This window comes from Hanstruepera ponticola, assembly GCF_002940745.1.
In the GTDB taxonomy this organism is placed as follows: domain Bacteria; phylum Bacteroidota; class Bacteroidia; order Flavobacteriales; family Flavobacteriaceae; genus Hanstruepera; species Hanstruepera ponticola.
In genome coordinates this window covers 791,643-817,014 of the sequence record NZ_POTB01000001.1, presented here as the reverse complement: position 1 = coordinate 817,014, position 25,372 = coordinate 791,643, and the positions used below count along the sequence as shown (strand labels likewise).

General features: G+C 33.6%; 23 protein-coding genes. 11 read left to right on the top strand and 12 right to left on the bottom strand.

What is annotated here, in order from left to right; genetic code table 11:
- Nucleotides 1–21: 21 nt before the first annotated feature.
- Together C1S72_RS03605 and C1S72_RS03600 are read right to left on the bottom strand one after the other, a co-directional pair.
- Complete coding sequence (locus C1S72_RS03605) at nt 22–1,098, bottom strand: PCMD domain-containing protein (protein WP_104734298.1); 1,077 nt, start codon at nt 1,096–1,098, stop codon at nt 22–24.
- Between the two features lie 34 nt (nt 1,099–1,132).
- Nucleotides 1,133–1,897 (bottom strand): hypothetical protein, encoded by a 765-nt coding sequence (locus tag C1S72_RS03600; protein ID WP_104734297.1) that lies wholly within the window; start codon nt 1,895–1,897, stop codon nt 1,133–1,135.
- Nucleotides 1,898–2,069: 172 nt separating this feature from the next.
- Here C1S72_RS03600 and C1S72_RS03595 point away from each other — a divergent pair, with 172 nt between their 5' ends.
- The gene (locus tag C1S72_RS03595; protein ID WP_162919916.1) at nt 2,070–3,716 is read left to right on the top strand and encodes a tetratricopeptide repeat protein; all 1,647 of its coding nucleotides are present in this window, start codon (nt 2,070–2,072) and stop codon (nt 3,714–3,716) included.
- A 123-nt stretch (nt 3,717–3,839) separates the two neighbouring features.
- Nucleotides 3,840–6,158 carry a VPS10 domain-containing protein gene (locus C1S72_RS03590; protein ID WP_162919915.1) on the top strand — a complete coding sequence of 773 codons (2,319 nt, stop codon included), beginning with the start codon at nt 3,840–3,842 and terminating at the stop codon, nt 6,156–6,158.
- A gap of 73 nt (nt 6,159–6,231) precedes the next feature.
- On the opposite strand, the gene C1S72_RS03585 is transcribed toward C1S72_RS03590, so the two are convergent.
- The 6 genes from C1S72_RS03585 to C1S72_RS03560 all read right to left on the bottom strand — a co-directional run bounded on the left by C1S72_RS03585 (nt 6,232) and on the right by C1S72_RS03560 (nt 12,456).
- On the bottom strand, nt 6,232–6,573 hold the full coding sequence (locus tag C1S72_RS03585; RefSeq protein WP_205527079.1) for a hypothetical protein: 342 nt from the start codon (nt 6,571–6,573) through the stop codon (nt 6,232–6,234).
- A gap of 123 nt (nt 6,574–6,696) precedes the next feature.
- Nucleotides 6,697–7,770 (bottom strand): BamA/TamA family outer membrane protein, encoded by a 1,074-nt coding sequence (locus C1S72_RS03580; protein ID WP_104734293.1) that lies wholly within the window; start codon nt 7,768–7,770, stop codon nt 6,697–6,699.
- Nucleotides 7,771–7,795: 25 nt separating this feature from the next.
- Nucleotides 7,796–8,695, bottom strand: coding sequence for a hypothetical protein (locus C1S72_RS03575; protein ID WP_104734292.1), 900 nt, complete (start codon nt 8,693–8,695; stop codon nt 7,796–7,798).
- 13 nt (nt 8,696–8,708) lie between these two features.
- On the bottom strand, nt 8,709–9,989 hold the full coding sequence (locus C1S72_RS03570) for a DcaP family trimeric outer membrane transporter (protein WP_162919914.1): 1,281 nt from the start codon (nt 9,987–9,989) through the stop codon (nt 8,709–8,711).
- Between the two features lie 25 nt (nt 9,990–10,014).
- Nucleotides 10,015–10,779 (bottom strand): hypothetical protein, encoded by a 765-nt coding sequence (locus C1S72_RS03565; protein ID WP_104734290.1) that lies wholly within the window; start codon nt 10,777–10,779, stop codon nt 10,015–10,017.
- A gap of 111 nt (nt 10,780–10,890) precedes the next feature.
- Nucleotides 10,891–12,456, bottom strand: a complete 1,566-nt coding sequence (locus C1S72_RS03560) for a M20 family peptidase (RefSeq protein ID WP_104734289.1) — start codon at nt 12,454–12,456, stop codon at nt 10,891–10,893.
- A gap of 368 nt (nt 12,457–12,824) precedes the next feature.
- On the opposite strand from C1S72_RS03560, the gene C1S72_RS03555 reads away from it, so the two are divergent.
- From C1S72_RS03555 to C1S72_RS03545, 3 genes are all read left to right on the top strand, one after another.
- Complete coding sequence (locus tag C1S72_RS03555; RefSeq protein ID WP_104734288.1) at nt 12,825–15,143, top strand: patatin-like phospholipase family protein; 2,319 nt, start codon at nt 12,825–12,827, stop codon at nt 15,141–15,143.
- 103 nt (nt 15,144–15,246) lie between these two features.
- Nucleotides 15,247–16,167 (top strand): Na/Pi cotransporter family protein, encoded by a 921-nt coding sequence (locus tag C1S72_RS03550; protein ID WP_104734287.1) that lies wholly within the window; start codon nt 15,247–15,249, stop codon nt 16,165–16,167.
- Between the two features lie 147 nt (nt 16,168–16,314).
- Complete coding sequence (locus C1S72_RS03545) at nt 16,315–16,866, top strand: YfiT family bacillithiol transferase (protein WP_104734286.1); 552 nt, start codon at nt 16,315–16,317, stop codon at nt 16,864–16,866.
- A gap of 1 nt (nt 16,867) precedes the next feature.
- Here the strand turns inward: C1S72_RS03545 and C1S72_RS03540 are convergent, their stop codons facing one another.
- Nucleotides 16,868–17,179 carry a DUF1801 domain-containing protein gene (locus C1S72_RS03540; protein ID WP_394338514.1) on the bottom strand — a complete coding sequence of 104 codons (312 nt, stop codon included), beginning with the start codon at nt 17,177–17,179 and terminating at the stop codon, nt 16,868–16,870.
- A gap of 69 nt (nt 17,180–17,248) precedes the next feature.
- Entirely contained in the window at nt 17,249–17,803 is a 555-nt protein-coding gene (locus C1S72_RS03535; protein ID WP_104734284.1) for a thioredoxin family protein, read from the bottom strand.
- Between the two features lie 46 nt (nt 17,804–17,849).
- Between C1S72_RS03535 and C1S72_RS03530 the strand changes: the two genes are divergently transcribed.
- The 3 genes from C1S72_RS03530 (at nt 17,850) to C1S72_RS03520 (ending at nt 20,203) form a co-directional block, all read left to right on the top strand.
- Nucleotides 17,850–18,185, top strand: a complete 336-nt coding sequence (locus tag C1S72_RS03530; protein WP_104734283.1) for a tRNA-binding protein — start codon at nt 17,850–17,852, stop codon at nt 18,183–18,185.
- Between the two features lie 75 nt (nt 18,186–18,260).
- Entirely contained in the window at nt 18,261–19,175 is a 915-nt protein-coding gene (locus tag C1S72_RS03525) for a bile acid:sodium symporter family protein (protein WP_104734282.1), read from the top strand.
- Entirely contained in the window at nt 19,172–20,203 is a 1,032-nt protein-coding gene (locus tag C1S72_RS03520; protein ID WP_230401571.1) for a 1-acyl-sn-glycerol-3-phosphate acyltransferase, read from the top strand. Before C1S72_RS03525 ends, C1S72_RS03520 begins: the two co-directional genes overlap by 4 nt.
- A gap of 54 nt (nt 20,204–20,257) precedes the next feature.
- On the opposite strand, the gene C1S72_RS03515 is transcribed toward C1S72_RS03520, so the two are convergent.
- Both C1S72_RS03515 and C1S72_RS03510 read right to left on the bottom strand, forming a co-directional pair.
- Entirely contained in the window at nt 20,258–20,653 is a 396-nt protein-coding gene (locus C1S72_RS03515; RefSeq protein ID WP_104734281.1) for a PUR family DNA/RNA-binding protein, read from the bottom strand.
- 150 nt (nt 20,654–20,803) lie between these two features.
- Nucleotides 20,804–22,561, bottom strand: a complete 1,758-nt coding sequence (locus C1S72_RS03510) for an ABC transporter ATP-binding protein (RefSeq protein WP_104734280.1) — start codon at nt 22,559–22,561, stop codon at nt 20,804–20,806.
- Between the two features lie 144 nt (nt 22,562–22,705).
- Between C1S72_RS03510 and C1S72_RS03505 the strand changes: the two genes are divergently transcribed.
- From C1S72_RS03505 to C1S72_RS03495, 3 genes are all read left to right on the top strand, one after another.
- A complete protein-coding gene (locus C1S72_RS03505; protein ID WP_104734279.1) occupies nt 22,706–23,809 on the top strand; it encodes a Glu/Leu/Phe/Val family dehydrogenase in 1,104 nt (367 codons plus the stop codon).
- Nucleotides 23,810–23,887: 78 nt separating this feature from the next.
- Nucleotides 23,888–24,832, top strand: coding sequence for a transcription antitermination factor NusB (nusB, locus tag C1S72_RS03500; RefSeq protein WP_230401570.1), 945 nt, complete (start codon nt 23,888–23,890; stop codon nt 24,830–24,832).
- Nucleotides 24,833–24,878: 46 nt separating this feature from the next.
- Nucleotides 24,879–25,370: a DUF1573 domain-containing protein gene (locus C1S72_RS03495; RefSeq protein WP_104734278.1), complete on the top strand. Its 492-nt coding sequence runs from the start codon at nt 24,879–24,881 to the stop codon at nt 25,368–25,370.
- Nucleotides 25,371–25,372 lie beyond the last annotated feature (2 nt).

The following is a 25,372-nucleotide window of genomic DNA, read 5'->3' as shown; positions in this document are numbered from 1 at the left end:
TTCTTTAACAGCCATATGGGCTTATTCATAGACTAATTCTATATCATCAATTATTAAAATACTATCAATGGCACCTGCAAAACTTGCGCCATCAAAACTGGAAGAAGCCACAAATGTTATATGAGTTGGTAGTCCAAAATCGGCCACGTCTGGTGTGACATAATTGTTGTTTTCTGGATACATGTATGCTGGAAAACTGCTATCCAGTTCACCATAAGTAAAATCAATTTCTTGAGTTATAAATTCGTTTTGGGTCTCATCACTTCTAAACCAAGCTGTGCCTAAACGCTGTACTTCTCCACCTTGTCTAATTTCTAATAAGGCATAAATATCACAGGCATCGCCATAGCTTAAATGGTTTCCATCACGATCTTTATTTTCCTCACCAGGCACATAGCTATATTTAAATCTGATTTTTAACGGTCGTCCAGAAAATGGCGTGCCAAACTCAATTGCTGCTTCAGGGTCGCTTAAATCAATATTGTCTGGGTCAAAATATCCTGTAAACAATGAGCCTGCTGAAATGGGTGCCCCAAAAGTGCCTGCCAAGGAACCATTATCCATGGTCATCATTTTTGCAGCTAAATTATCATTACCTAAATCTTCAGGTATAGTAGCCAGTATGTTTAATATTTGTGTCCCTTGATTTCCAGTTCCCCAAATAGTCGTTTCGGCATCTGTTCCTGGTTCATAGTAATTAGTAGCGGTCATATACCAATCATTTAACTGCCAATTATCGAGTTGAGGTGTTTCTGAAGCCACAAAAGCACGAATCGTCCAATTATAAACAGAACCATCTTCTGCAGTAACCACAATAGTATCATCATTTTCAAGGTTAAGAATATCACCTTGTATTTTATTGCTTTGTGCAAATGAAGAAATTTCAATTTTTTCAATACTAATAGCGGTTAAATCAACGCCACCAGGAATTTCTACTGTAACCAATAAACTATCCCTCATAATTGATGCCGCACCAGATTGGTTGATTACTTCAATAGTATTGATATAGCCGTACTGGGATTTTCCAAAATAATCCTCTTCAACACAAGACCATAACATGAATGTTAATGCTGTAATAATTAAAATAGTCTTTTTCATTTTTTGAGTCTTTAATGCACACCGAATTATAGTGTTATCCTCCAAAATAATAGGCCAATCCTATGTTTAGTGACAATATATTAATGTTGAAATCTACATTTTGCCGGACTTTACTGGATTCTTCTATATCATTTTTGGTAGTTTTAGAGGAATTTAATTCATAACCCAATACATCCAAGCCCACTTCTAAAGCAAAATTTTCCATAGCAAAAAACGTAATACCAGGACTTAAACCAATTCTAAAATTGAAATTAGTAGTATAAACTTTGTCAATCTGGTCCAAATTTTTAATGTCTCGGGTCAGAGTATTACCACCTCCAAATGTTACGCCCAATTCGGTATAAAAACTTAAGCGTTCATTACTGGTTAGCGGTACTGTAGATCTAAAGTAAGGTGTAATAGCATATCCTCTTGTTATAGATTTAGATTGAATGGTATCAGAATCTCTTAATACTATTCCAAAAAACTTGTTCTGATGATAATTGACACCAACGCCAGCCATAGCATAATTTCCAATATAATAACCACCTTTTAGTGTAATATCATAATTTGTTCTGTCACCATCCAATACCGTTTCAATAATGTTATTGGCATTTTCAACTTTTCTGTCCTCAAAAGAAAGTGCCATGCCTAAATACACATTCCTTTTTTTAAACGGCTTAAAATCTGTATCGTAATAACTGGACAATAATTGATATGGCGAATAGGTGCTGTCTTTTTCAGTAGTATGGGCTTGTGACCATGAAATCTGAAAAATAAACAAAAAACCTAAACTTAAAGTACAATTGGTTTTATTCATTTACTGCGCACTTAAAAAAGGTCAAGGTAACAAAATTATCAATTTCTCATTTGAAATATCTAAATAACTTCTCCTAAAATAGCGTTTCTAATAAATTTATAATTTTAAGCTTACCTATAGAAATTAATAGTCATTCAGTTATTGTATTTTTGTAAAAGTAAATAGTGTTCGTGTGAAAATTAAGTCTTTTATTTTATTCATCTTTTTGAGTCTGTACACATCATTTGTGTTTAGTCAAGAAAATGACACCCATGCCATAATAGTTGAAGGCGTTAATGCTATGATGGAAGGTAATTATAGTGAGTCTCTTGAGCTATTGACTCGAGCTCGTGTTATAGCAGAGGAAGAAGAAGATTATAAAAATCTATTTGTAGCTATAAATAATATTGGATTAAATTATCATAAACTTTTAGATAATAACGAAGCTTTAGAGTATTATTTAGAATCGTATAAGATTGCTATAAAAGAATTGGATTATTCTTATGAAATGACCTCCTTGAATAATATAGCCATACTATATTCGCAAGAGAATGATTTAGATAAGGCCATTGAATATTTTCAAAAAGCATATGACCTAGCAGAAGTACCACAAGATCAATTAAAGAAAGGTATTTATGCCATAAATTTGGCTCAAGCATATAATGATAAAAGTCAGGCTAATATTGCCATGCCTTATATTGAAGAGGCTATTAAACTATTAGAAGCTGATGAAGATTATCTTCTTGAAGCTGAAGCTTTACAGGCCGTATTATTACATGCATTAGGAAAGGAGCAAGAATCTGAAAATCTTATAACTAGTTTATTGCCAAAGTTGAAAGGTAACCGCTATGCCGAGACACGAGTTGTACTTTTTCTTACACTAGCCAAAATTGAGCATGTCAAAAACAATCTAAACCAAGCTTTGGTATTGGGTAATACTGCACTTAATCAAGAACCCATAAATTTAGAAACACGATACAAAATTTATAGCCTACTACATTCGTATAATGAAAAGGCCAACAATTATTCTCAGGCATTAATTGCTATGGATAGTATGTTGCATATAAAACAAGAAATTCACGATTTGCGAAGTGGTAGACAATATCAAGCTAATAAGGTAAAGTTTGAAGTGTTAAACTATGAAACACAATTACATGACGGTCGCGAACGTATTAAATCACAAAAACGACTCATACTTATTTTAGCTATTAGTTCTTTTCTTATAATTTTTCTGCTGCTATGGTCTTTAAGATTAAGTAGAATAAAAAACAAGCAACGCAAAGACTTGTTGGCTAGACAAGAAAAAATACTGAATTTGGAACTGGAGAACGAAAAGGCCAATAATTTAATTTTAGAAAATCAGCTCAAAGAAAACGAAACCAAATTACTATTAGAGCAAGAACAACATAAGCGAGAAATTGAATCTAAAAACAGAAAACTTTCAGCTAAAGCTCTGTATTTAATAGATAGAAACCGCTTGGTTGAAACTATTATTCAAGAATTAGAACAGTCAGATAAAATAAAACCGAGTAGGGAAGTAACAGAGCATATTAGACGTTTGAAAGGACTTCTAAAAAGTGACGAGGAATGGGAGAATTTTGTACAGTATTTTGATGAAGTTAACCATGGTTTGTTAAATCGTCTTAAGGAAAAACATGAAAATTTAAATGCTAATGATATTCGTTTTATTTCGTATTTGTTTATGAACTTATCTATGAAAGAAATAGCCACTATAATGAATATTACTCCAGAAGCTTGCAGAAAACGTAAAGAACGAATTTCTAAAAAAATAGAGCTTACTGAAAACGAAGACTTGTACACGTACATCTCTCAAATATAGACTACATCACGTTTTTTATGTATTATGTCACGTTTTGTCCGGAATAAAATTCGGTTTAAACAAGATCATTTGTTGACTTTTGTGAAAATCTTAAATCACATCATAATGCAAAAAAAGTACACAATGAAAAAGTTTAAACTATTCCTTACGGCATGCTTCATGCTGGGGACGTTATTTTCTAGCGCACAAATCACATTTTTAGGATCGGAAGAATATGGACGTATTTTCCATTTAGTTTACGACCAAAATGTAGAAAATCGTGTCTATGCGGCTAGTATGAACAATCACATTTTAATTTCTAACGACAATGCTGTTACTTGGGATGTTTTATATTCTCTTCCTTCAGGATTTATTAATGAGTTGCGCATGCTTAATAATACGCATTTAAGTTTTGCTTTAAAAAACGCAAATGTTGCAGAAAATAATACAATTCATCTTTTTGATTTATTTACACAGACTATTACAACCATAAATAGACCACAGAATAATGATTCTTCTGATAGATGGATTGATGATTATAATATTTACGAAAGTGATACTGATATCATGCTATATAATGAGGGTTATCGTGTTGGGTTTGATACTTACGATCGTGTGCATTACACAACAGATGGTGGGCAAACCTGGACTTTAGTTTATGATGAGGCCTCAAATAATTTGATATCAGTTGATAAGAGTTTAATTAATCATAGCAATCCAAATCAATTGTTTATTACAAGAGGAAACGGTGCTAATGGTGTAAATGGTGGATTTTTAGTAAGTCACGATGCTGGAATTACATGGACAGAATACTTTGCTGATATTAATTTTAGAGGTGTTGCTGTAGATCCATTTGATGCTGACCATTGGATTATTGGATCTGATCCAGGATGGGGAGATGATGAAGTAGTTTACCAAACATTGGATGGCGGAACAAATTGGAATGAGTTAACTGTTCCTTTTGATACGTATTGGGACAAAGCGGTTAACGAAATTATTTTTCACCCAACTAATCAAGATGAAATTTTTATTCTTGAGACAAATGAAATTGTTATTAGTTATGATGGCGGTGTAACTTGGACAAGTTATATACATGAATCTTTTGATCCAACAAACTATTACTTTGGATTGTCTGCTACGTTTAATCCTTTTGATGTCGATGAAATGCTTTTTACATCTAATTGGTATCCTCATCGCTCTACAGATGGTGGTATAACTTTAGATTTAGTCCAAACACCTTATTCATTCACGACGTCAGTAGCTGTTTCACATAATGAAGGTGCTGAAGACCCCTTTTTATATTACGGAATACAAGGTGGAGTAGTTGCTAAAAATCTTACAGATGATTCTGAAACAGCTTATGGTGTACAGGGTGTTGATATTGCATCTGGTAGTGCGCCTCCAATGTTTTTTGTAGATAAAAACCAATATGGGCGTTTGTTTTCTTCAGTTGAAGATTTTAATGGCAGAGCTTTGAATGTGAGTACCGATAATGGTCAAACGTTTCAAATGTTCTATACAGGTTTTTGGGATCCAGTATTACACATGCAGCCTGATGCTGTAAATACTAATGAAGTATGGGTGTCTTTTGATGTGTTTTCTGGAAGCGGAACAAAAATTATTGATGTAACAAGTGCAGACCCATGGAGTCCGACAATAATCGATATTACGGTCCCTACGGAAGAAAGACATTATTCTACTTGGGTTGACCCATCAAATAATCAAAATGTATTAATTGGAATAGGTGGTGAAGTGTGGTCAAGTTCAGATCGTGGAACTACTTGGAGTAATGTGAGCGCTGGACTAAATTTAAATGTGACATCTCAATTTGTGTTTCAAATCTTAAATAATGCTAATGATGCCAATGAATTTGTTTTAGCTACATCAAATGGTGTTTGGAAGTCAACCGATGGCGCAACTACATGGAATCAAGTTTTAGCGACTAATAATGTTCAGAAAGTGGCTTACGATCCAAATAACCCAGATATTATTGTTGCAGCCACTTATGCATCGCAAGTTTCTGAAACCGCTATTTATTTCTCTACAGATAATGGTACAACTTGGACAATGGTGCCAGCAACTGAATTATTATACAGTACATCTGTGAGTATGGCGTTTGATTTTCTTGACGATGGTACAGGAGTAACAACCTATTTATCAACATCAGATTTAGGGATTATAGCATATGATGTTCTTTATCAAACCTTGAGTGTTGAGACACCAACTTTGGATACTGCTGAATTATTAATTTACCCGAATCCTGTTAAAGATGTTATGAATATTGCGTTAGAGCCAGGTGCTCATGCAAAATCTGTTGTTATCTATAATATGTTGGGTGCTCAAGTTAAACAAGTTAACCAAGCATCACAAATAGATATATCTGATTTAAATTCAGGAGTGTATTTAGTAAAAGTTACTGATAGTCTAGGCAAGCATATTGTTAAACGCATTATAAAACGATAGTTGTAAGATTAACTAGCTAACCAGTATTTGGTTAATTGCTGAAGGGCCCAACGTTATGTTGGGCTTTTCTATTTTAGAAGTTACTGAATAATTTATTCTCTAAATGATGTACAATGGCTTTCCATTTCGATTTGTAAAGACCAATAAAAAAGAGGTAAAGTGCATCACTAGTATATTGAAAATCAAAAGAGTCCAGAATTTGTTTTCCGAATATAAAACGCAGCGCTAAAAGCAATAGTGTTAGAACAATGTTTAATATGCTAGTGTTTAAATGCAATTTACCCGTTTCTTCATTTTGCTTAACCGAGTATAATTTTAAATATAGTTTTCCAATAACTATACCACCAAAAAAGAATAGCATATAATAAAGCGGTGTCCCATAAACAAAAGCATCATACAAAACAACTACAGACATGAAAACAATTAAAACTCTAAAAATGATATTTAGAGTTTTTAATTTGCTATCCACAACATTTTTAAGTGCCTTTTTTTTGATACTCATACAGTAAAAAACATGGGTTATACCTTTTCGGTGATTTTAGAACGCTTCTCCAATTCTAAAATAAACACCCCAATCGTCTTTACCTAATGCCGCATCAAGTCCAATATTGAACTTGGTGTCTTTAAACGCCCTATAGCGAAATCCAACGCCACCACCAGGTAAAACTTCGCCATTAAAATCGTCGTTATCAGCACCAAATAGTGTGGCTATACCTGCAAAGCCCACAACACCCATGCGTTTTGCGAAATTCAGACGGTATTCGCCTTGAAGCGCCATAACGGTATTCCCACGGTATTTACCTTCTGAATAACCTCTAATATCATTTCCACCTACTATAGCTTGTTGTTCAAAAGCAATATTACCCAATCCAAAAGTACCAGAAAAACGTGCCGCAAATACATCTGTTTTATCTCTAACAGGAAAATATTTGTTATAGTTGGTAGTTATTTTATTAGCACTAGCATCGTTTCCAAACCATTCGGCATAGGTAATCCATTTGGCATTAACCATATGGCCTTTTGTGGCATAATATACATCGTCTCGTGTATCGAATAAGGCATTTAGTTCCAAGCCATGAGTTACTGTGGTTGATTCGTCTACAATATTATCTTCAAAAACCGTATTATAACTGGCATAGGTGTAGGTTAAACCACCGTATAAATTGTTGATTATTCTTCTTTGAATGCCGATGCTGAATATAGTAGCATTGGTAGCATAATTGTAAAAGTCAGCACTATTAAACTCACCTGCAAAAAATTGCGAGTTAAGGTCTCCTAAACCTAAAAATAAGGTGCCACGCCAACGGTCTTCATTGAAATAGAACTTATTGAATACACCAACAAAATACGATTTGTTAGTAGTGTACACACCAGCAACACCAGATAAGGATTTAGGCGATATACTATCCTGTTTATTTAACTTGTACATCGCCATAGGTATGCCACCAAACATAAACTTTAAATTTCGGTTATAACTTAAAAAAGGCATAACCGTAAAGTCCAGATTTTTTTCGTTCACTTGAGTGTGATTCAAGCTATCTTGAGTTTTATTTTGCCCTATTGAAAGAGTTGTAATAAAAAGCAGACTTAATAGGATGGAGATGTTTCTCATCAAATTTTGAAAGGCGTTCTTTGCACTACCATGGTAAAGGAACTACTGGCGCAATAGTTATTCTAAATTGATGCTGAGGACCAAAGGCTTCAGGCGATGCAACATAATACCAATACTGTGCACCAAATCTCACTGGAAGCTTTCCAATTCTTGTTACTTTTTGAATACCTGTACCAATAGGTAATGTAAATTTATTGCCATCAGTAGCATTGTGATTGTAGGCGTAAGTTGGAGAGGCTGTAATTTGCCAACCTTTATTTAGATTAATGGTATAAAAGTATTGTCCAGCCGTTATGCTTATACCATCTGCTGATGGACCAGAAGTAGCCCAAAAGTCATCAGGTAATATAGCTGAACTGGTAGGATCAGCATCTTTACCACTACCAACACTCCATGCATGACTAACAATGATACCTAGCGCTCCAAAACTAGTTAGTTTTGCAATCATCATTTCTGGACCTAACGTGGTATAATTTGCTCGTAATGCTTCATCTGAAGCTGTTCTGAAACTTCCGAAAACACCAACTAAAGTTATCCATTTAGAAGTCCAAGTCTTACCTATAGCCACATCTGCACTAATATTACCAAGTCCAGACTTTTGTTCAAAACCATTGGCTGTAATTGTAGGTTGTGAAATATACATAGGAATTAAAGGTCGTACATATAAATTTAATCCTTCAGAAATTGGTATCGGTAGTGATGGTTGAAAGCTAATAACCGAAGCACTTTGGCTACTGGCATTATTGATATCGCCATTATAGCCAATAAAATCTATAGGAAATAACATTTGTCCTAAAGTAGCATTAGGGTTAGCCAATTCTTTAGCTAAATCGGCAGCACTTTTTTCAGGTTTTTCATCTTGAGCATTCAATGTTGCTATTGTAAAAAGCAAACAAATTGTTGATATTAAGTATTTGTTTTTCATTATTTTATATTTTTTAAAATTCAAATTTTGCCATGGTCTGTATTCTATGTGCGGCACCATAGGCATCATTGGTGGTGCGTTGTTCACCCCACATATATTCAGCACCAATAGAGAAGTTTTTATCAAATTGGTAAATAAGGTTGGCATGACCAATACCACCTCGTTTTAAGGAAAAAGGCGCTCTCGAGTCTGGCGAATCCAACCAGCCGTAGGCATAATTAAAATTAGATTCCAGTTTAGAACTCCATCTATGCATGAAACCAGCCATAATAGATTTTGCCAACATGGATTCTAGCTTGCCTTGGTCATTTAATACGGCATTGGCGTTACTTCCTGCAAATGCGATGATATTTTCCCCATAGGCGTCACCATAATTAAAATTGAATGTGAAATAGTTATTCTCACCAATATACTGTCGTCCTGCAACAACTAATGCCCATTGGACGGTTTGATCTGATGGTCCCGTAGAACCACCATCCCATCGCAATTGCGCTAAACTGGCACCTGTCCAAAGCACACCAGTTTTCCATTTGTAATCCATTCTTAAAGCTAACAATGGTAATTGCACGTTAGCTTGCCCTTCCAGATTGTTAGGGTTTTCAATGCCCAATGAACTCAAATATTCAACACCAACTGCAAGTTTAACTTTTTCTGAAAGTTGATTTTGATATCTTATTTGCACTGACCGCCCACCAAACAAGGCATCGCCTGCGGCAAAGTCAATCATAGCTGCCATTGAACCTAAAAAGGACAGTGTGGTCCAGGTTTGGCCTATTATAAAATCACCCGCCGTAATGTAGGCATGACGTAATCTAAAGCGGTTGCCATCTGAAAAGAAATCACCTTCAATAAATAGTTGTAAGGGGATTTTATCTTCAGCAAAGCGTCTTAAATCAATATTAACCCTAGTTTCCTTCGCTATAAAAGAGATGTAACCTTCATTGCCGTATTCGGGTTCTCCTCTAACAGGAATGGTAGATAGTAAAAATTGACTTTTGTCTGTTGTGCCATCTAAATCATACAAGAAATCGGCTTTCACATAGCCGCCAATTTTCATGCGTAAATCCGAGCCAAACATGGGCCAGGATCCCTTGAAATCTGAAACAATCAATTGTTCTTTTGCAGTCTTTAAAATCTGTTCTCGAAGATCTTTTTCTGGAATTACAAACTGATCACTAATCGAATCCGATGTAGTTTCTACTTGTGCGCACATTCCCAATGGAATCAAAACCGCAACCAAAAGAAGTAAAATTGTATAATGTTTCAATGTTGTAATATGTGTTGTTAATTTCATTCTAAATATAATTAAAAAAAACAGTTTATTTAATCGTCTTTTTTTTGTGGTTTTTACCAAATAAAGCATTAGTATAACACATCAGTCCCATTTCTAGACCTGCGCCGTATGAACCATCGAAAGCATTAGAATAGGTTAGTGCTGCTATCCATCTTGGACTTTCCCACCTTACTCCTGCACGATAACTAAAAGGCGCATTTGCTTGACCTGCTGTTCCAAATACTTCACCTACTACAGCCGATTGCGGGATAATATTATAAACAGCTAGTCGCGAACTGTAGGTAAAGCCCCAAGCCGTATTACCCGTTTGCTTATGGTCAAAATTAACCGTTGCACCTGGTAAGATATCCCATAATACCGTATTGTTGGCAAAAGCATAAGTGGCAACACCTACTACCCACCAAGAATTAAATCCTTGGGTTACTTCACCTTGATCTAAATGTTGAGGAAATAAGCCAACACCACCTAATACAGCATATCCAGCGGTTTCCGATTCATTTTGATATAAACGACGTTTTAAATAAAATGAAGGGCTTAAATACGAATCAGAATTGGTTCTTGGATCATCATAGTAATAGACCAATTGTGTGTTAAACTCCCATTCTGGTAAAAAAGCCAAGACACCATAAAACTGCGAATACTCTTTTCCCGCAGTAGCCACAAATGTAGCAACACCTTGTGGTGCGACCCATTGGTTATCCCCAACAAATTGTTGCGCCTCTATCTTGAAAGTTACTCCAACTAAAAAACACCAAATAAAAATACTTTTCCGAACTAAATAATCAATCATAAATAAAGTAAGTGTACCAAATAGGTTACTCCGAAGGGTATTGACCTTATAATTAAACAACTAAAAATTATTAAATTTTTAGTTGTTTAATTATAAATATTAAATTGGTATTTATTTTTTAAGCTCCTCCAGATTATCAAATATGGTATAAAAGAAGCCAATAGATTTTGCATACTCATCTACCAAAATACGTTCATTAACCCCATGGAATCCTTTAAACTCTTCGGTGTTTTCTAATTGAATGGCTGTAATGGTATATACATCTGGAGCAAAATCTCTAGCTTGAAAGTGTTTCGAGTCTGAACCACCTACTACAAAGAATGGCGATACAATTAAGTCGTTACCATAAATTTGACGAATGGTTTTTTCAAGCATATTATAAGCAGGATTGCCTACTTCAGCAATGTTTGTTGCAGGTGTAGATGCAGAAATGTCTCGCATAGTGATACGGTCATCTTTAATAGCATTTTTAACATGTTCCATAATGACTTCTGGTGTATCTCCTGGCATAGGTCTGAAATTCACAACAGCTGTTGCCGAAGGGGGTAGAACGTTATCTTTAATACCAGCATTAAACATGGTTACGGCAATCGTGGTATGAAGCATGGCTCGAGTCACCTCATTTCCAGCCATTGCATCTATAAATTTTTGTTCCTGTTCAGTTAACTCATCATCTTTACCAAAAGCTACCGCTGCGTACAAAGGTTTTAGTTCTTCATCTAATTCTGGTCCCATATAACGGTATTGTGAACGAACAGCAGGATGTATTTTATAAGGAAATTGAGCAGCTTCTAATTTCGTTATAGCTTCAGCTAAAATACCAATATTGGTCTCTTCTGGTGGCATAGACGAGTGCCCTCCAATACCATTTATTGCTAATTCTAAACTAATAAACCCTTTTTGGGCAATACCAATTAAGGCTGTGTTGTCTTTAATACCTGGGAATATACCAGGCGTTAATGGAGCCGATTCATCCATAACGTAAGCAAAGCGTTCTATACCGCGTTCTTCCAAAACATCAGCAATCTTTTTCGCACCTTCAGCACCACCTACTTCTTCATCTTGTCCGAATACAAAATAAAGAGTTCTAGCTGGTTGCCAACCTTCTTTTAGTTTCATTTCTGCAGCTTCCAAAATGGCGTGGATTTGATTTTTATCATCCAAAACACCACGTCCCCAGATGTAACCATCTGCTACGGTTCCAGCAAAAGGATCTTGTTTCCATTGATCTCTAGATTCTTCGGGTACTGGTACCACATCTTGATGCGCATAAAATAATGCAGGCTCTAAATTAGGATCTTTGCCTTCCCAAGTGTAAAGTAAACTATATGGTCTTGGGTCGCCATGTAGTTCTTTTTTTAGCGTTTTATGCACCAATGGGTACGATTGCTCTAAAAATTTGTGATAATCTGTAAAAGCTTTAGTATCAAAATCATCTCTATCCTGATTAGAAATGGTTTTAAACGTAACCGCTTTTGATAGACGTTGTACAGCACCATCTAAATCAACATCAACAGTTATTTGTTCTATACCTGTCATTTGTTTGGAGGTAAACTCATCAAGGTTTACAGATTCGGTTGGTTGCTTTTTTTCTTCTGTTTGTTCAGCTTTTTGATTACAATTGAATACGAATAAAGTAATCAATAAAATAAGAATCGTGTTTGTTTTTTTTAGCATGGTTGTAAGATTTAATGAAGTAGTTTATTTTTCGTTTATGCTACCGAAGTAATATTGCAAAATTAATTAATTAGTGTTATTTAAAAATGATAATTGTCAGTTTTAACAAAAGAATCATATTTGTAAATATAAAATTAATTATTTAGTATTCGTTTTTTTAGATGTTATCTATTCAACGCGATGACATCAAATAAGGTAGGTCAATTGTTCCGCTTTTCAAATTATAAAGTTTAAGCGGTTAGTTAAAAAAACACTTTAATGTTCTATTTGTGTATTCGTGATATTCCATAAATTTTGTAATAAGTCATCCAAATAAAATATTTTAATAATATTTGCATTAGCTCAATTACAAACTGTAAAATTGAACAATGAAGAATCTAAAGTCACTAGTTGTTATAATCTGCTTGATATTTATCAGTGGTACATATTCACAAGAAAAGAAACCAAAAATAGCTTTAGTTTTAAGTGGTGGTGGTGCTAAAGGAATTGCACATGTTACGGTACTAAAAAAATTGGACAGTTTAGGAATTGTACCTGATTTGGTTGTAGGTACAAGTATGGGCAGTGTTGTTGGTGGGCTTTATAGTATTGGATATTCTGCAGATAGTATTGAGTACCATATTAAAACCTTGGATTGGAGTCAAATAATGCTTGGCACTACTTCTATGCGTGATGTTAGCATTGAAGAAAAAAGTGAGTTTGAAAGATATTTATTGAATTTAGATGTCATAAAGGGAAAACCGAAACTAAAGCCTGCGTTTCTAGAGGATCAAAACTTAAGGGAATATCTGGCATCTCTAATTTATCCTGTTTATGATTTAAATGACTTTAATGAGTTTGCAATTCCCTTTAGGTCAGTCACTACCGATTTAGTAAATGGTAAGGAGGTTGTAATATCTGAAGGCTCGTTAACAGCAGCCATTAGAGCTAGTATGTCCATTCCGGGGGTTTTTGAACCTGTTTCTTATAATGGGACGCTATTGGTTGATGGTGGGATATTGAATAATTTTCCAGTAAATATTGCAAAAGAATTGGGTGCAGATATTATAATTGGAAGTGATGTAGGTGGTGGTTTACAAAAAAAAGAACGATTAAATAACGTTGGTAATATATTGTTTCAAACGTCTATGCTAACAAGCAATTTAAGGAATGATAGTCAACGTGAACTATGTGATATTCTGATTGATCATACGGCTAATTTAACCTACTCAACTCAAGATTTTGAAAAAAACCAAGAGATTCTAAAACAAGGAAGTATTGCAACGAACCAAAAAACTGATGAGTTAATTAAACTGGCAAAAATATTGGAAAAATTTCCACAGCGAAGTCATGAACTCCCACAAATTGCGAGCAAAATTACATTTTCATCAATAGATTATCAAAAATTAAGTAATGAGAACAAATCATTGGTTAATGCAAGAATGAATTTAAAAGAGCAAGTGCCTTACAGTACGACTGAAATTAAAATGGCTATTGAAAGAGCCATGGGTACTGAATTGTTTCATCAGATTACTTTTGATGTTGTGAAGATTAATGATAAGACAATTTTAGAACTCGAATTTTTTGAAAAAGCTAGCAGTCAAATAGGAGGGTCCATTCATTATGACACCAATCAAGGCGTTGGTTTAATAGCAAATTATACCGGAAGAAATATTTTTGGTCATTCTTCGCGTTTACTTTTAGGAGTAGATATAGCCGAACAGCCTAAATTTCGAGTGGAGTATCAGCAAAATATTGGTGATTTAAAAACATGGTGGTGGAGAACCCAAATTTTTGGACAAAAAATGAAGCAGAGTTACTATAGTTATGGAGATGAAGGCGAATTACTAAAGAATAGTTATTTGAAGGCTAATTTGCAGTTGAATAAAAATATTCACCCGCTATTTAGTTATGTAGGATTAGATGTTAACTACGAATATTTTAAAGCAAAACCCAAAGTAAACCCATCAGTCAATAACAACATTTATGACTTAAGGCGTTATTCGTCCAATACGTTAGAAGTTAGTGCCTACTATTATCTGAACACCATGAATAAAGTGTTTTTCCCAACAGATGGTACGCAATTGCTCTTTCGTGTATCACGATCATTGTATAATAGTGGTAATGTTGAGTATTATGAGTTTTCAGAATTTAACGTATCTGGTGAGACAAACGGTTTTACAAAGGTTAATTTTCAATATGAAAAGCGTTTTCCATTTATTCACAAACATGCTTTTGTGCTTGGTGCAAGTGCTGGATTGACATTTATAGATAGTCAAAAATCAAATCAATTATCATTTATTGAACATGGTCAAGGTGCAAAATACTTTATAGGTGGAAACCTTAATCAAAATCGCAGGTACTCTATACCATTGAAGGGTTTAAGTGATTCGGAATTGATAGTTACCCAATTTGCACAATTCAATTTAGCCGTTCAAATAAATTTATTTGGGAGTATATATTTAACACCACATACCAATTTTGCTTCTGTTGGATTTACTAATACTTCAGACTATTTTAACGATTTTTTCAAACAGCAGAATAACTGGACTGAAACCCAAGAAACAAGTTATTTACTTTCTAGCGGAATGACTTTGTCTTATGACTCTCTATTAGGCCCTGTAAATTTTGATGTCTCTTATGTAAATGATGTTGAAAAACTACAACTCTTTTTAAGTGTAGGATTGATATTTAATATTTGGAAATAGAATACGGATTTGGATCGTTTAAAATGGAGATAATCAAAAACTTAAAATAATATTATTGAAATTCAATTTTTTAAATGAAGTAATTATTAAATGCACATGAAGAATGGATAACTTGGAAATTCTTATTTCAATAGTTGCAGCTATAGGTTTATTTACTCATAGCCTTGAAAGTTTTTCTAAAAATTTACGCGGACGAGCTAACGAGAAAATAAAGAATGTACTTGGTCGATTTACTGATTCTAAAATTAGAGCAATTTTTATTGGATTTACGGCTACTGCTGTAATTCAATCAAGTAGTGCAGTTGTGGCTATAGTTATTTCATTTGTTGATTCTGGGATTATATTATTTCATAATGCATTACCTGTTTTATTGGGCTCAAATTTAGGTACGACATTAACAGCTTGGCTCGTGTCTTTTAAAGTTGATACAATTGGCATTGTATTGTTGGCATTAGGTTTTGTTTTAGGGTATTTTAAGGGAAAAATGGGAATGATAGGTAAACCTATTTTTTATTTAGGACTGATTCTCTTTAGCTTAGAGTTGATTAGCGAACAATTAGGGCCAATAAAGGAAAGTGAAGAATTGATACATTATTTGTCATTTGCGTCAAATCCAATTATTGGTGTCTTATTAGGAGCTGTTATTACTGCCATATGCCAATCAAGTTCAGTGACTATTGGTTTAAGCATAATTCTTTGTGGTCAAGGGTTTTTAGAATTAGATAGTGCCATAGCTATAATGGTTGGGTCAAATATTGGAACTACATCAACAGCGTTTATTGCTGCCATGAATTTATCTTTAGTCGCTAAGCGAACTGCATTGGCTAATTTAGTTTTCAATGGAATTGGTCTATTAATATTTTTACCATTTTCTAAATTGTTCGTAAGTTTAATTCAGATGATTAATGTGGGCATTACTTTTCAAGTTGCATATGCCCATTTGATTTTTAACTTGATTATTACTATAGTAATTTTACCATTTACCAAGCCAATTGGTAATTTGATTGAAAAGAAAGTTAATTAATCAAGACAGTGAATTAGGTATAATTTTTAAATCTATTCCTATGAAACTTTTAATTAAAGAGGAATTTATATAAGTGCACTATTTATTCAGTTAGATTACTTTTATGATTTTAAAGATTATTTGACAATTTAAACCTAAATAAGGACTATGGCATGGAATAGCAGAGAACTCGAACGATTAATGTATCCTATTGGTCATTTTCAATGTCCTGATGTGATTTCTAAAGCACAAATTGAAAATTGGATATTGGTTTTAGAAATGTTTCCAAAACGATTAACACAATTAGTATCTGGGTTGTCTAACCAGCAATTAGACACAGCTTATAGACCAGAGGGATGGACTGTACGACAAGTTGTACATCATGTTGCCGATAGTCATCATCATAGTTATATCAGATTTAAATGGGCATTAACAGAAGATAAACCAGTAATAAAATATTATTATGAAGCGCTATGGTCTGAACTAGATGATTCTAAATATGGGCCAATTGATTTATCATTGAAGCATTTAGAAGCTGTTCATGCGAAGTTGGTGTATTTGTTAAAGCAACTTTCAGAAGCCGATTTAAATAAAAGTTTTATTCATCCAGAACATAATGAAGAAGTGGTTTTAAAAAAGAATATTGGTATATATGCTTGGCATTGCGACCACCATTATACGCATATAGAAAACTTAATGAAACGTGAAGGCTGGATTTAAGTTACTTTATTTTAATTATACCATTTCTATATAAATCTAATGCATCATGAAGTAAAGATTTAATGGTGGTTATTGGTAAATCCGCTTTAGGATTAATTCTGAAAATTTTCATGCGTGACCGATTTCCGGTTTCCAATTCAGGATGTTCTAAATGTTGTCCTTCAACAAACAGTATATAAGGTTCTTGAGTTTTCTTGTCAACCCATAAGTATGCAAACATCTTGTTTTTATAACAAAAACAGGGCATCCCATATTTTTTGGTTTCAGTTATATTCTCATCCTGATTACTAATAATATCCCGAAGAGTCAACAAACAACTTTTGTTTGGTTCGTGTTGATTAAAATAAAAGGATTCGTTTTGGCTCAATTGAAAAAAAATAAATTATTTCCATTTAATATTACAACCAATACTGGGTTTTTGTGGCTTTGTGTTCTCTTTTTGCTCAAGAACACAGTCCAAAGCGTGTCTAACATCTTCACCTGTTAGTGGTATGTTGTTTCCTGGACGCGAATCATCAAGCTGTCCACGGTAAACTAGTTTTAGTTGAGAATCAAATACATAAGTGTCTGGAGTACAAGCCGCATCATAGGCTTTGGCTACTTCTTGAGTTTGGTCATATAAATACGGAAATTTAAAATTATTTTCAATAGCATTTTGCTTCATCAAATCTGGCGCGTCTTCAGGGTAGTTTTCTGCATCATTACTAGAAATAGCTATCAGATTAACCCCTTTACTTTTATAGTCCATGGATAATTGGGCTATTTCTGAATTTACATGCTTTACAAACGGACAATGATTACAAATAAATAGGATAACCGTAGCATTTAACCCTTTTAATTCATTTAAACTATAATTCTCTCCAGATACGGTATCTGGTAAATTAAAGTTTGGAGCTTGCGTTCCCAACGGAAGCATATTTGATGGTGTTAAAGACATATTTTTTATTTTTATCAAAGTTCGTTAAAAATTGTATTTTTAACCGATGGATAATGTAATAAAATTTGAGGATTTTACAAAAGTAGATTTACGCATAGGTACTATCATAGATGTGCAAGATTTTCCTGAAGCTAGAAATCCTGCTTATCAAATAACTATTGATTTTGGCGCATTGGGTATAAAAAAATCGTCGGCTCAAATTACAATGCTTTATAGTAAACAAGAATTATTAAGTAAACAAATAGTTGCTGTGGTAAATTTTCCAAAAAAACAAATAGCCAAGTTTATGAGCGAGTGTCTTGTGCTTGGTGCTGTTATGGGTACTGATGTTGTTTTACTTAACCCTGAAAACAAGGTAAAAAACGGTTCGGTAGTATCATAACTGGGACTTCTTTTAAAAACACACTTGTTTTTTATAAAATTTACAACCATCTTACGGCTTACTAACTAATCATATATGCTAGAACTCGATCAGGTTCAAATAAACTTCGATTCTAATAATTTATGGGTACTGAACATAGCACTTGCTGTTGTTATGTTTGGTGTTGCACTGGGTATTACTGTAGATGACTTTAAAGGTTTATTAAAACAGCCTAAATTGGTATTAGTTGGTGTGTTGTCACAATTTATATTATTACCACTTGTAACCTTTCTGTTTATTATAATTGTTAAACCACAGGCTAGTATAGCATTGGGTATGATGATGGTTGCAGCTTGTCCAGGTGGGAATATATCCAACTTCATGACGCATTTGGCTAATGGTAATACAGCGCTATCAGTTAGTCTAACAGCATTTTCAACGTTTATTGCTGTGGTCATGACACCATTTAACTTTCAGTTTTATGCGAACAGATATGCGCCAACAGCAGAATTGTTGGAGTTTGTCTCTTTAAGTCCAATAGACTTAATTAAACTGGTGGTTTTAATTCTTGGTGTTCCTTTGTTGATAGGTATGCTAGTACGATATCGATTCACGGAATTTGCTATAAAAACATCAAAATTATTAAAGCCCTTTTCAATCCTTATTTTTGTGGCTATTGTAATTATGGCATTTATGAAAAATCTGGATGTATTTAATAATTACATTCATCATGTGTTGGTATTGGGAATAAGCCATAATGTAGTAGCTATTTTACTCGGATTACTGGTTGCCAAGTTATTTAGGCTTTCATTTAAAAATCAAAAAACCATTGCTATAGAGACAGGTATCCAGAATTCAGGTTTAGGATTGTTACTGATATTTACTTTCTTTAATGGTTTGGGAGGCATGGCTATTATGGCTGCATTTTGGGGTATTTGGCATATTATTTCAGGATTAGTTCTAGCCTACTTTTGGTCTGTTAAAACAAAAAATCAACAAGCTTTAGTTTGAAATCACTTTGGTTACATTTGGTTAGAGGTTATTTACGAATAGGGTTGTTTTTTTATTACCGTAGATTTTATGTGATAAACAAAAAAGCAGTTCCCAAAACGGGACCGTTAGTTATATTATCCAATCACAATAATGCCTTGATGGATGCTTTGTTGATTGCAACTAGTGCCGGACGTTTTTCATATTTTTTAACACGTGCCAGTGTTTTTAAAAATCCAAAAGTTAAGACCTTTTTAAAGAGTTTGAACATGTTACCCGTGTACCGCGTACGTGATGGATGGTCCAGTATTCAAGAGAATAATGCCATATTTGAATATTGCAGAGAATTGCTTCATAAAGGAAAAGTTGTTGCGCTTTTTCCAGAAGGGAATCATAATATAAAACGTACAGTAAGACCGTTAAGTAAAGGTTTTACGCGAATTATTTTCGAAACTTTAGACAACTATCCTGATACCAATCTTAAAATAATTCCTATTGGTTTAAATTATGAAGAAGCCGATGCTTTTGCTGATAGTGTTTCTATGGTTATTGGAGATTCATTACAAGCTAATGCCTTTATAACCGATAATAGGAATCAGAATATCTTGAATTTGAAAGAAAAAGTGTCTGAAACTATAAAAACATTAACGACGCATATACCTGTTGAAGCATATGCTAGTCATATGGAAAAATTACAGCAACTTAAAGTTGATTTTTTAAATCCAACGGCTGTTAATAAATGTATAAATTCTAACTATGAAGATTGCTCATTTAAGGTGAATAGAAGACCAGAAACAGTAAAACAAATCTTTAAATTTTTGATGTTGCTGGCTTTGTTTGTGCCTTATTTAGTTTGGAGATACGCCGTTAAACCTAGAATTAATGAAATTGAATTTGTTTCTACTTTCAGATTTGCAATTGCTATAACTTTAGTTCCTGTGTGGATTTTTGTAATAGCGCTTATTCTGGGTGTTTGTTTTGGAGGAGTCGCTGCCTTTTATTTTGTGTTATTTACGCTGGCAACTAGTTTACTTGCTGTAAAATTATAACATAAAAAAAGCCACTAAATTAATAGCGGCTTTTTCAGTATATAATTGTTTGGTTTATATATCATCAAAATCAATATCTGTAAAACTTTCTGGAGTTTGTTTGTTGTCTTCAGTTGAATCGTTTTCAGAGCTTCCATCACTGTCATACTCTTTTTTGAAATCCTTTTGGTGACGTTCGCTTATGACTTCATCGCCTTTTTCAGCAATAATATAATCAGTCATTTCTTGTAGGATACTATTGAATTCAGAAAAATCCTCTTTGTACAAATAAATTTTGTGCTTTTTGTAGTGGTAGGATCCATCGTCATTAGTAAACTTTTTACTTTCGGTAACGGTTAGATAATAATCACCAGCTTTTGTTGAACGTACATCAAAGAAATAAGTTCGTCTACCAGCTCTTAACACTTTTGAAAAAATTTCTTCTTTCTCCATCATATCATTATTATTCATAATCAAAATTCAATTAAAAAATATGTTGTTATTTCACCAAAAATCTAAAAAAAACCCTTACCAACCAACAAATAATTAATTTTCTTTTGGTTTGGTATTTATTTTTGATTTAATTCACTGTTAAACAGCAAGCTATATTTAGATAGTTAATTAGTTGGAGGCTGATTCGCTCAACTGTTTTAAATAAAGGTCTTTGTAATAGCCTTCCGTGTTAATGAGTGTTTCATGATTTCCTGATTGAACAATTTTACCATCATTTAAAATGATTATTTTATCAGCGTTTTTAGCAGCAGAAATACGGTGACTGACAATAATGGTTGTTTTTCCAGAGGTCAGTTTTTTAAGATTATTTAGTATTTTTTCTTCAGTTTCAGTATCAACTGCTGAAAGACAATCATCAAACAACAATACTTTAGGATCCTTTATTATTGCTCTAGCAATAGATACGCGTTGTTTTTGCCCACCAGAAAGTGTAATGCCTCTTTCGCCCAAAACCGTGTTGTAACCATTTTTAAAACCCATAATATTTTTATGAACTTGGGCATATTTTGCTGCTTGAATAACGTCTTGGTCTGTGGCATCTTCTTTACCAAATTTGATGTTATTCTCTATAGAATCTGAAAATAAAAAAGCATCTTGTGGCACATATCCTATATGATCTCTCAAGCCATTTAGGTTAATTGTATCAATTGGTTTGTTATCAATAAGCAAATGGCCACTGTCAATATCATATAATCTGCCAATTAAATCTAATATGGTGGATTTTCCAGAGCCTGTTTGTCCAATAATGGCCAAAGTTTCACCATGCTTTACCGAAAAAGAAACATCTTTTAAAGCTTGAATATTGGTGTCATCATAAGTGAAAGAAACATTCTTAAAAACAATATCGCCTATAATATTTGTGTTTTCAGTGGTTGGGTTTTTGATTTCAGATTCTATTTTCAAAAACTCATTAATACGTTTTTGAGATGCTTCAGCCTGTTGTACAATTGATGTCACCCAGCCAACAGTAGCTACTGGCCAAGTTAACATGTTTACATAAATAATAAATTCGGCAATGGTACCAAGACTTTCAATTTCACCATTCATATATTGCAATCCACCAATGTAAATAACCAATAAATTACTGACGCCAATAAGTAGTATCATCATGGGAAAAAATAAAGCACCAACCTTTACAAGGCTTAATTGTTTTTCTTTATTCTCATGAGATAAATTATAGAAATTATCCGCAGTCTGCGTTTCTATTCCATAGGATTTTATTATCGCAATACCACTAAAAGATTCTTGTGTGAATGTTGATAGCTTGGATAGGTATTCCTGTACGATTGTACTACGCTTGTGTATTTCACGACTTAATTTATAAATTGCAACAGACAAAATAGGTAATGGAATAATAGTATAAAGTGTGAGTGTAGGCGCTTGATTGTACATAAAAATGAGCGCTATAACAAAAAGTGTGACTGTATTTATACTATACATTATGGCAGGACCTGCATACATACGTACACGTCCAACATCTTCGCTAATACGGTTCATTAAATCTCCAGTTCTATTTTTCTTGTAAAAGTTTAATGATAACCGTTGGTATTGTTGATAGATTTCATTTTTTAAATCAAACTCAATGTATCTAGAGACATTTATTATGGTCTGTCGCATTAAAAAGGTGAAAATCCCAGCAATTATGGCTGCACCAATTATATAAAGAATCGCTAATGTGAGTTCCGATTTAAAAGCTTCTTTTGTAATAGAGCCATTGAGTCCTTTTTCAATAGCATCAAATATCTTTCTTACATAGCGTGGTGTAAAGAGTAGAAATATTCTGGCTACAATTGTGATAATAACACCAACAATCAACTTGTATTTATATTTTAAAAAGTACTTGTTTAGATGTTTTAGCTCCTTCATTAATAGATTGGGTTGAAAATAAAGTTTTTAACAAATTCGTATTTTAAGATTAATTATGTTGTAAAAACATTAATATTCCCTTAATTTTGCACGTCGTTTTTAATAAATATATAAAAAGCGAACCTAACAATTAATAATAACGCAATGGTTACAGACGTCATAAATACAAAAGATTTACATAAAGTTGATCCTGTTTTTGGACAGCAATCTTTTGATAATCACGAACAAGTTGTTTTTTGCAACGACAAAGATACAGGTTTAAAAGCAATTATTGGAATTCATAACACAGTCTTAGGACCAGCTTTAGGTGGTACCAGAATGTGGGCTTACCAAAACGAATGGGAAGCGTTGAATGATGTGTTGAGGTTATCACGAGGTATGACTTTTAAGTCTGCTATCACTGGATTAAATCTTGGTGGTGGTAAGGCCGTTATTATAGGAGACGCTAAAACACAAAAAACATCAGAACTTATGAAAAAGTTTGGTGAATTTGTACATTCTCTTAATGGTAAATACATCACAGCAGAAGATGTTGGTATGACCACTGAAGATATGGATACAGTTCGTGAGGTAACACCTTATGTAACTGGAATTTCAGAATCTATTGGTGGTGCCGGAAACCCGTCGCCAATTACGGCTTATGGTGTGTTTATGGGAATGAAAGCTGCTGCGAAATTTAAGTTTGGAAGCGATGTTCTTGAAGGTAAGTCGGTATTTGTTCAAGGTATAGGTAATGTAGGTGAAGCACTTGTGGAACATTTGGTTGATGAAGGTGCCAATGTGACTATTTCAGATATTAGTCAAGATCGTTTAGAAGAAGTACGTACTAAATATGGTGTTACCATTTATGGAGGAAATGATATCTATACGGAATCTATGGATATTTATGCGCCATGTGCATTAGGAGCTACCATTAATGATGATACCATTTATAAATTAAAAGCAGCAGTTATTGCAGGAGCAGCAAATAATCAATTGGCTGTTGAAGAAAAGCACGGAAAGATTCTTCAGGAAAGAGGTATTGTGTATGCGCCAGACTTTTTGATAAATGCAGGAGGTATTATTAATGTATATGCTGAATTGGAGGGTTATGACCGCAAGGAAATAATGAGAAAAACAGAAAATATCTACAACACGACCTTAGAGATATTATCCAATGCGCAAACGCACAATATAACAACCAATCATGCAGCGTTGAATATTGCTCAAAACAGAATTGAAACAAGAAAAAAAGAGAATTCAAAGTAAGTTCTTAAAATAGTATTATTTTTGCGAGGCGAAAGTTGCATAACTTTCGCCTCTTTAAATTAAAAGTTCTTTGTAAGTATGCTAAATAGAAGACATATTCGTATCAAGGTTATGCAAACCATATACGCCTTCAAAGGTGGTGAAGGTGACAATTTTAAAGCAGAACAAACCTTTTTATTAAGAAGTTTGGACAATATGTTCAACCTTTATTTGCTTTTACTCTCCTTACTTATTGAGCTTCAAAAGCGATCAGCAGATCATCTGGCAAAAACACAAAAGAAACATTTAGCTACTTCCGAGGATAAAAACCCTAATAGTAAGTTTATAAACAATGAAGTGCTTTTACAGTTGAAGAACAATGTGTTACTTCAAGAAACGCTTCAAGATGAAAAGATAACTAATTGGGAACTAGACAATGAATATGTCGATGTTATTTTCAAAGCACTTTTATCAAGTGATTTGTATAAAGAATACATGCAAACACGTACTTCAGATTTTAAAGAAGATAAAAATTTTATTGTAGATGTGTTTAAGGAAATAATAGCTCCTAATGATAAGCTCTATGATTATTTACAAGACCAAAATTTAACCTGGACTGATGATTTACCAGTGGTTAATACAGCTATTCTTAAAATTATCAGAAAACTCAAGCCAAGCTCACCAGAAAAACACCTTTTGCCAGAACTTTATAAAGATGACGATGATAGGGCTTTTGCACTGGATTTATTCAAGAAAACAATTTTAAATCAAAATAAGCTTAATCAGGCCATTTCTGAAAAAACAAAAAACTGGGATGCTGATCGTATTGCTGATATTGATAATGTACTGTTGCAAATGGCTATTTGTGAGCTTACCAATTTCCCCTCAATTCCTGTAAAGGTCACTATTAATGAATATTTGGAAATAGCCAAAGAGTACTCTACACCAAAGAGTAGTATCTTTATAAATGGTATTTTAGATAAATTGGTTAGGGAGTACGAAGAAGCCGACAAATTAAATAAAACGGGTAGAGGGTTGATGTAATAAGAAAATATTATTACTTTTACTGCCCGAACAAAAATAATTTATTATGAAAAAAGTGATATTAGGCTTAAGTGCCATGTGCTTAATTGCATTTACATCTTGTAAAGAGGATGCTACAAAAAAGATTGATGATAATAACGTAGCAGAAGCTGCTGAAAGAGATGCAGCTGCATCAAATTTCCCTGTTATAAGCTTTGATAAAACGGAGCATGATTTTGGTGAAATTGAAGCTAAAACGAATGTAGAGACTGTATTTAATTATACCAACACAGGTGATGCTCCTTTAGTTATTACTGACATCAAGAGTTCTTGTGGTTGTACAGTACCTGAAGATTGGAGTAAAGAACCTTTAGCACCAGGTGAGAGCGATAAGTTTACAGTAAAATTTAATGGTTCAGGTAAGAATAAGGTTTCTAAAACAGTAACTATAACTGCTAATACGGAAACAGGAAAAGAAACTGTAAAAATTACAGCTTTTGTAAAGCCAGATCCTAATGCCGTACAACCTGCTAAACCAGCTGTACCGCAAGTAAAATAATT

What these genes read in the sequence shown, in the direction of transcription:
- C1S72_RS03505 (WP_104734279.1), top strand. Translation starts at nt 22,706, where the DNA reads ATGGTTACAGACGTCATAAATACAAAAGATTTACATAAAGTTGATCCT.
- C1S72_RS03510 (WP_104734280.1), bottom strand. Translation starts at nt 22,561, where the DNA reads ATGAAGGAGCTAAAACATCTAAACAAGTACTTTTTAAAATATAAATAC.
- C1S72_RS03545 (WP_104734286.1), top strand. Translation starts at nt 16,315, where the DNA reads ATGGCATGGAATAGCAGAGAACTCGAACGATTAATGTATCCTATTGGT.
- C1S72_RS03565 (WP_104734290.1), bottom strand. Translation starts at nt 10,779, where the DNA reads ATGATTGATTATTTAGTTCGGAAAAGTATTTTTATTTGGTGTTTTTTA.
- C1S72_RS03605 (WP_104734298.1), bottom strand. Translation starts at nt 1,098, where the DNA reads ATGAAAAAGACTATTTTAATTATTACAGCATTAACATTCATGTTATGG.
- C1S72_RS03570 (WP_162919914.1), bottom strand. Translation starts at nt 9,989, where the DNA reads ATGAAATTAACAACACATATTACAACATTGAAACATTATACAATTTTA.
- C1S72_RS03535 (WP_104734284.1), bottom strand. Translation starts at nt 17,803, where the DNA reads ATGTCTTTAACACCATCAAATATGCTTCCGTTGGGAACGCAAGCTCCA.
- nusB (WP_230401570.1), top strand. Translation starts at nt 23,888, where the DNA reads ATGCTAAATAGAAGACATATTCGTATCAAGGTTATGCAAACCATATAC.
- C1S72_RS03495 (WP_104734278.1), top strand. Translation starts at nt 24,879, where the DNA reads ATGAAAAAAGTGATATTAGGCTTAAGTGCCATGTGCTTAATTGCATTT.
- C1S72_RS03590 (WP_162919915.1), top strand. Translation starts at nt 3,840, where the DNA reads ATGAAAAAGTTTAAACTATTCCTTACGGCATGCTTCATGCTGGGGACG.
- C1S72_RS03600 (WP_104734297.1), bottom strand. Translation starts at nt 1,897, where the DNA reads ATGAATAAAACCAATTGTACTTTAAGTTTAGGTTTTTTGTTTATTTTT.
- C1S72_RS03530 (WP_104734283.1), top strand. Translation starts at nt 17,850, where the DNA reads ATGGATAATGTAATAAAATTTGAGGATTTTACAAAAGTAGATTTACGC.
- C1S72_RS03525 (WP_104734282.1), top strand. Translation starts at nt 18,261, where the DNA reads ATGCTAGAACTCGATCAGGTTCAAATAAACTTCGATTCTAATAATTTA.
- C1S72_RS03550 (WP_104734287.1), top strand. Translation starts at nt 15,247, where the DNA reads ATGGATAACTTGGAAATTCTTATTTCAATAGTTGCAGCTATAGGTTTA.
- C1S72_RS03575 (WP_104734292.1), bottom strand. Translation starts at nt 8,695, where the DNA reads ATGAAAAACAAATACTTAATATCAACAATTTGTTTGCTTTTTACAATA.
- C1S72_RS03580 (WP_104734293.1), bottom strand. Translation starts at nt 7,770, where the DNA reads ATGAGAAACATCTCCATCCTATTAAGTCTGCTTTTTATTACAACTCTT.
- C1S72_RS03560 (WP_104734289.1), bottom strand. Translation starts at nt 12,456, where the DNA reads ATGCTAAAAAAAACAAACACGATTCTTATTTTATTGATTACTTTATTC.
- C1S72_RS03515 (WP_104734281.1), bottom strand. Translation starts at nt 20,653, where the DNA reads ATGAATAATAATGATATGATGGAGAAAGAAGAAATTTTTTCAAAAGTG.
- C1S72_RS03585 (WP_205527079.1), bottom strand. Translation starts at nt 6,573, where the DNA reads ATGTCTGTAGTTGTTTTGTATGATGCTTTTGTTTATGGGACACCGCTT.
- C1S72_RS03555 (WP_104734288.1), top strand. Translation starts at nt 12,825, where the DNA reads ATGAAGAATCTAAAGTCACTAGTTGTTATAATCTGCTTGATATTTATC.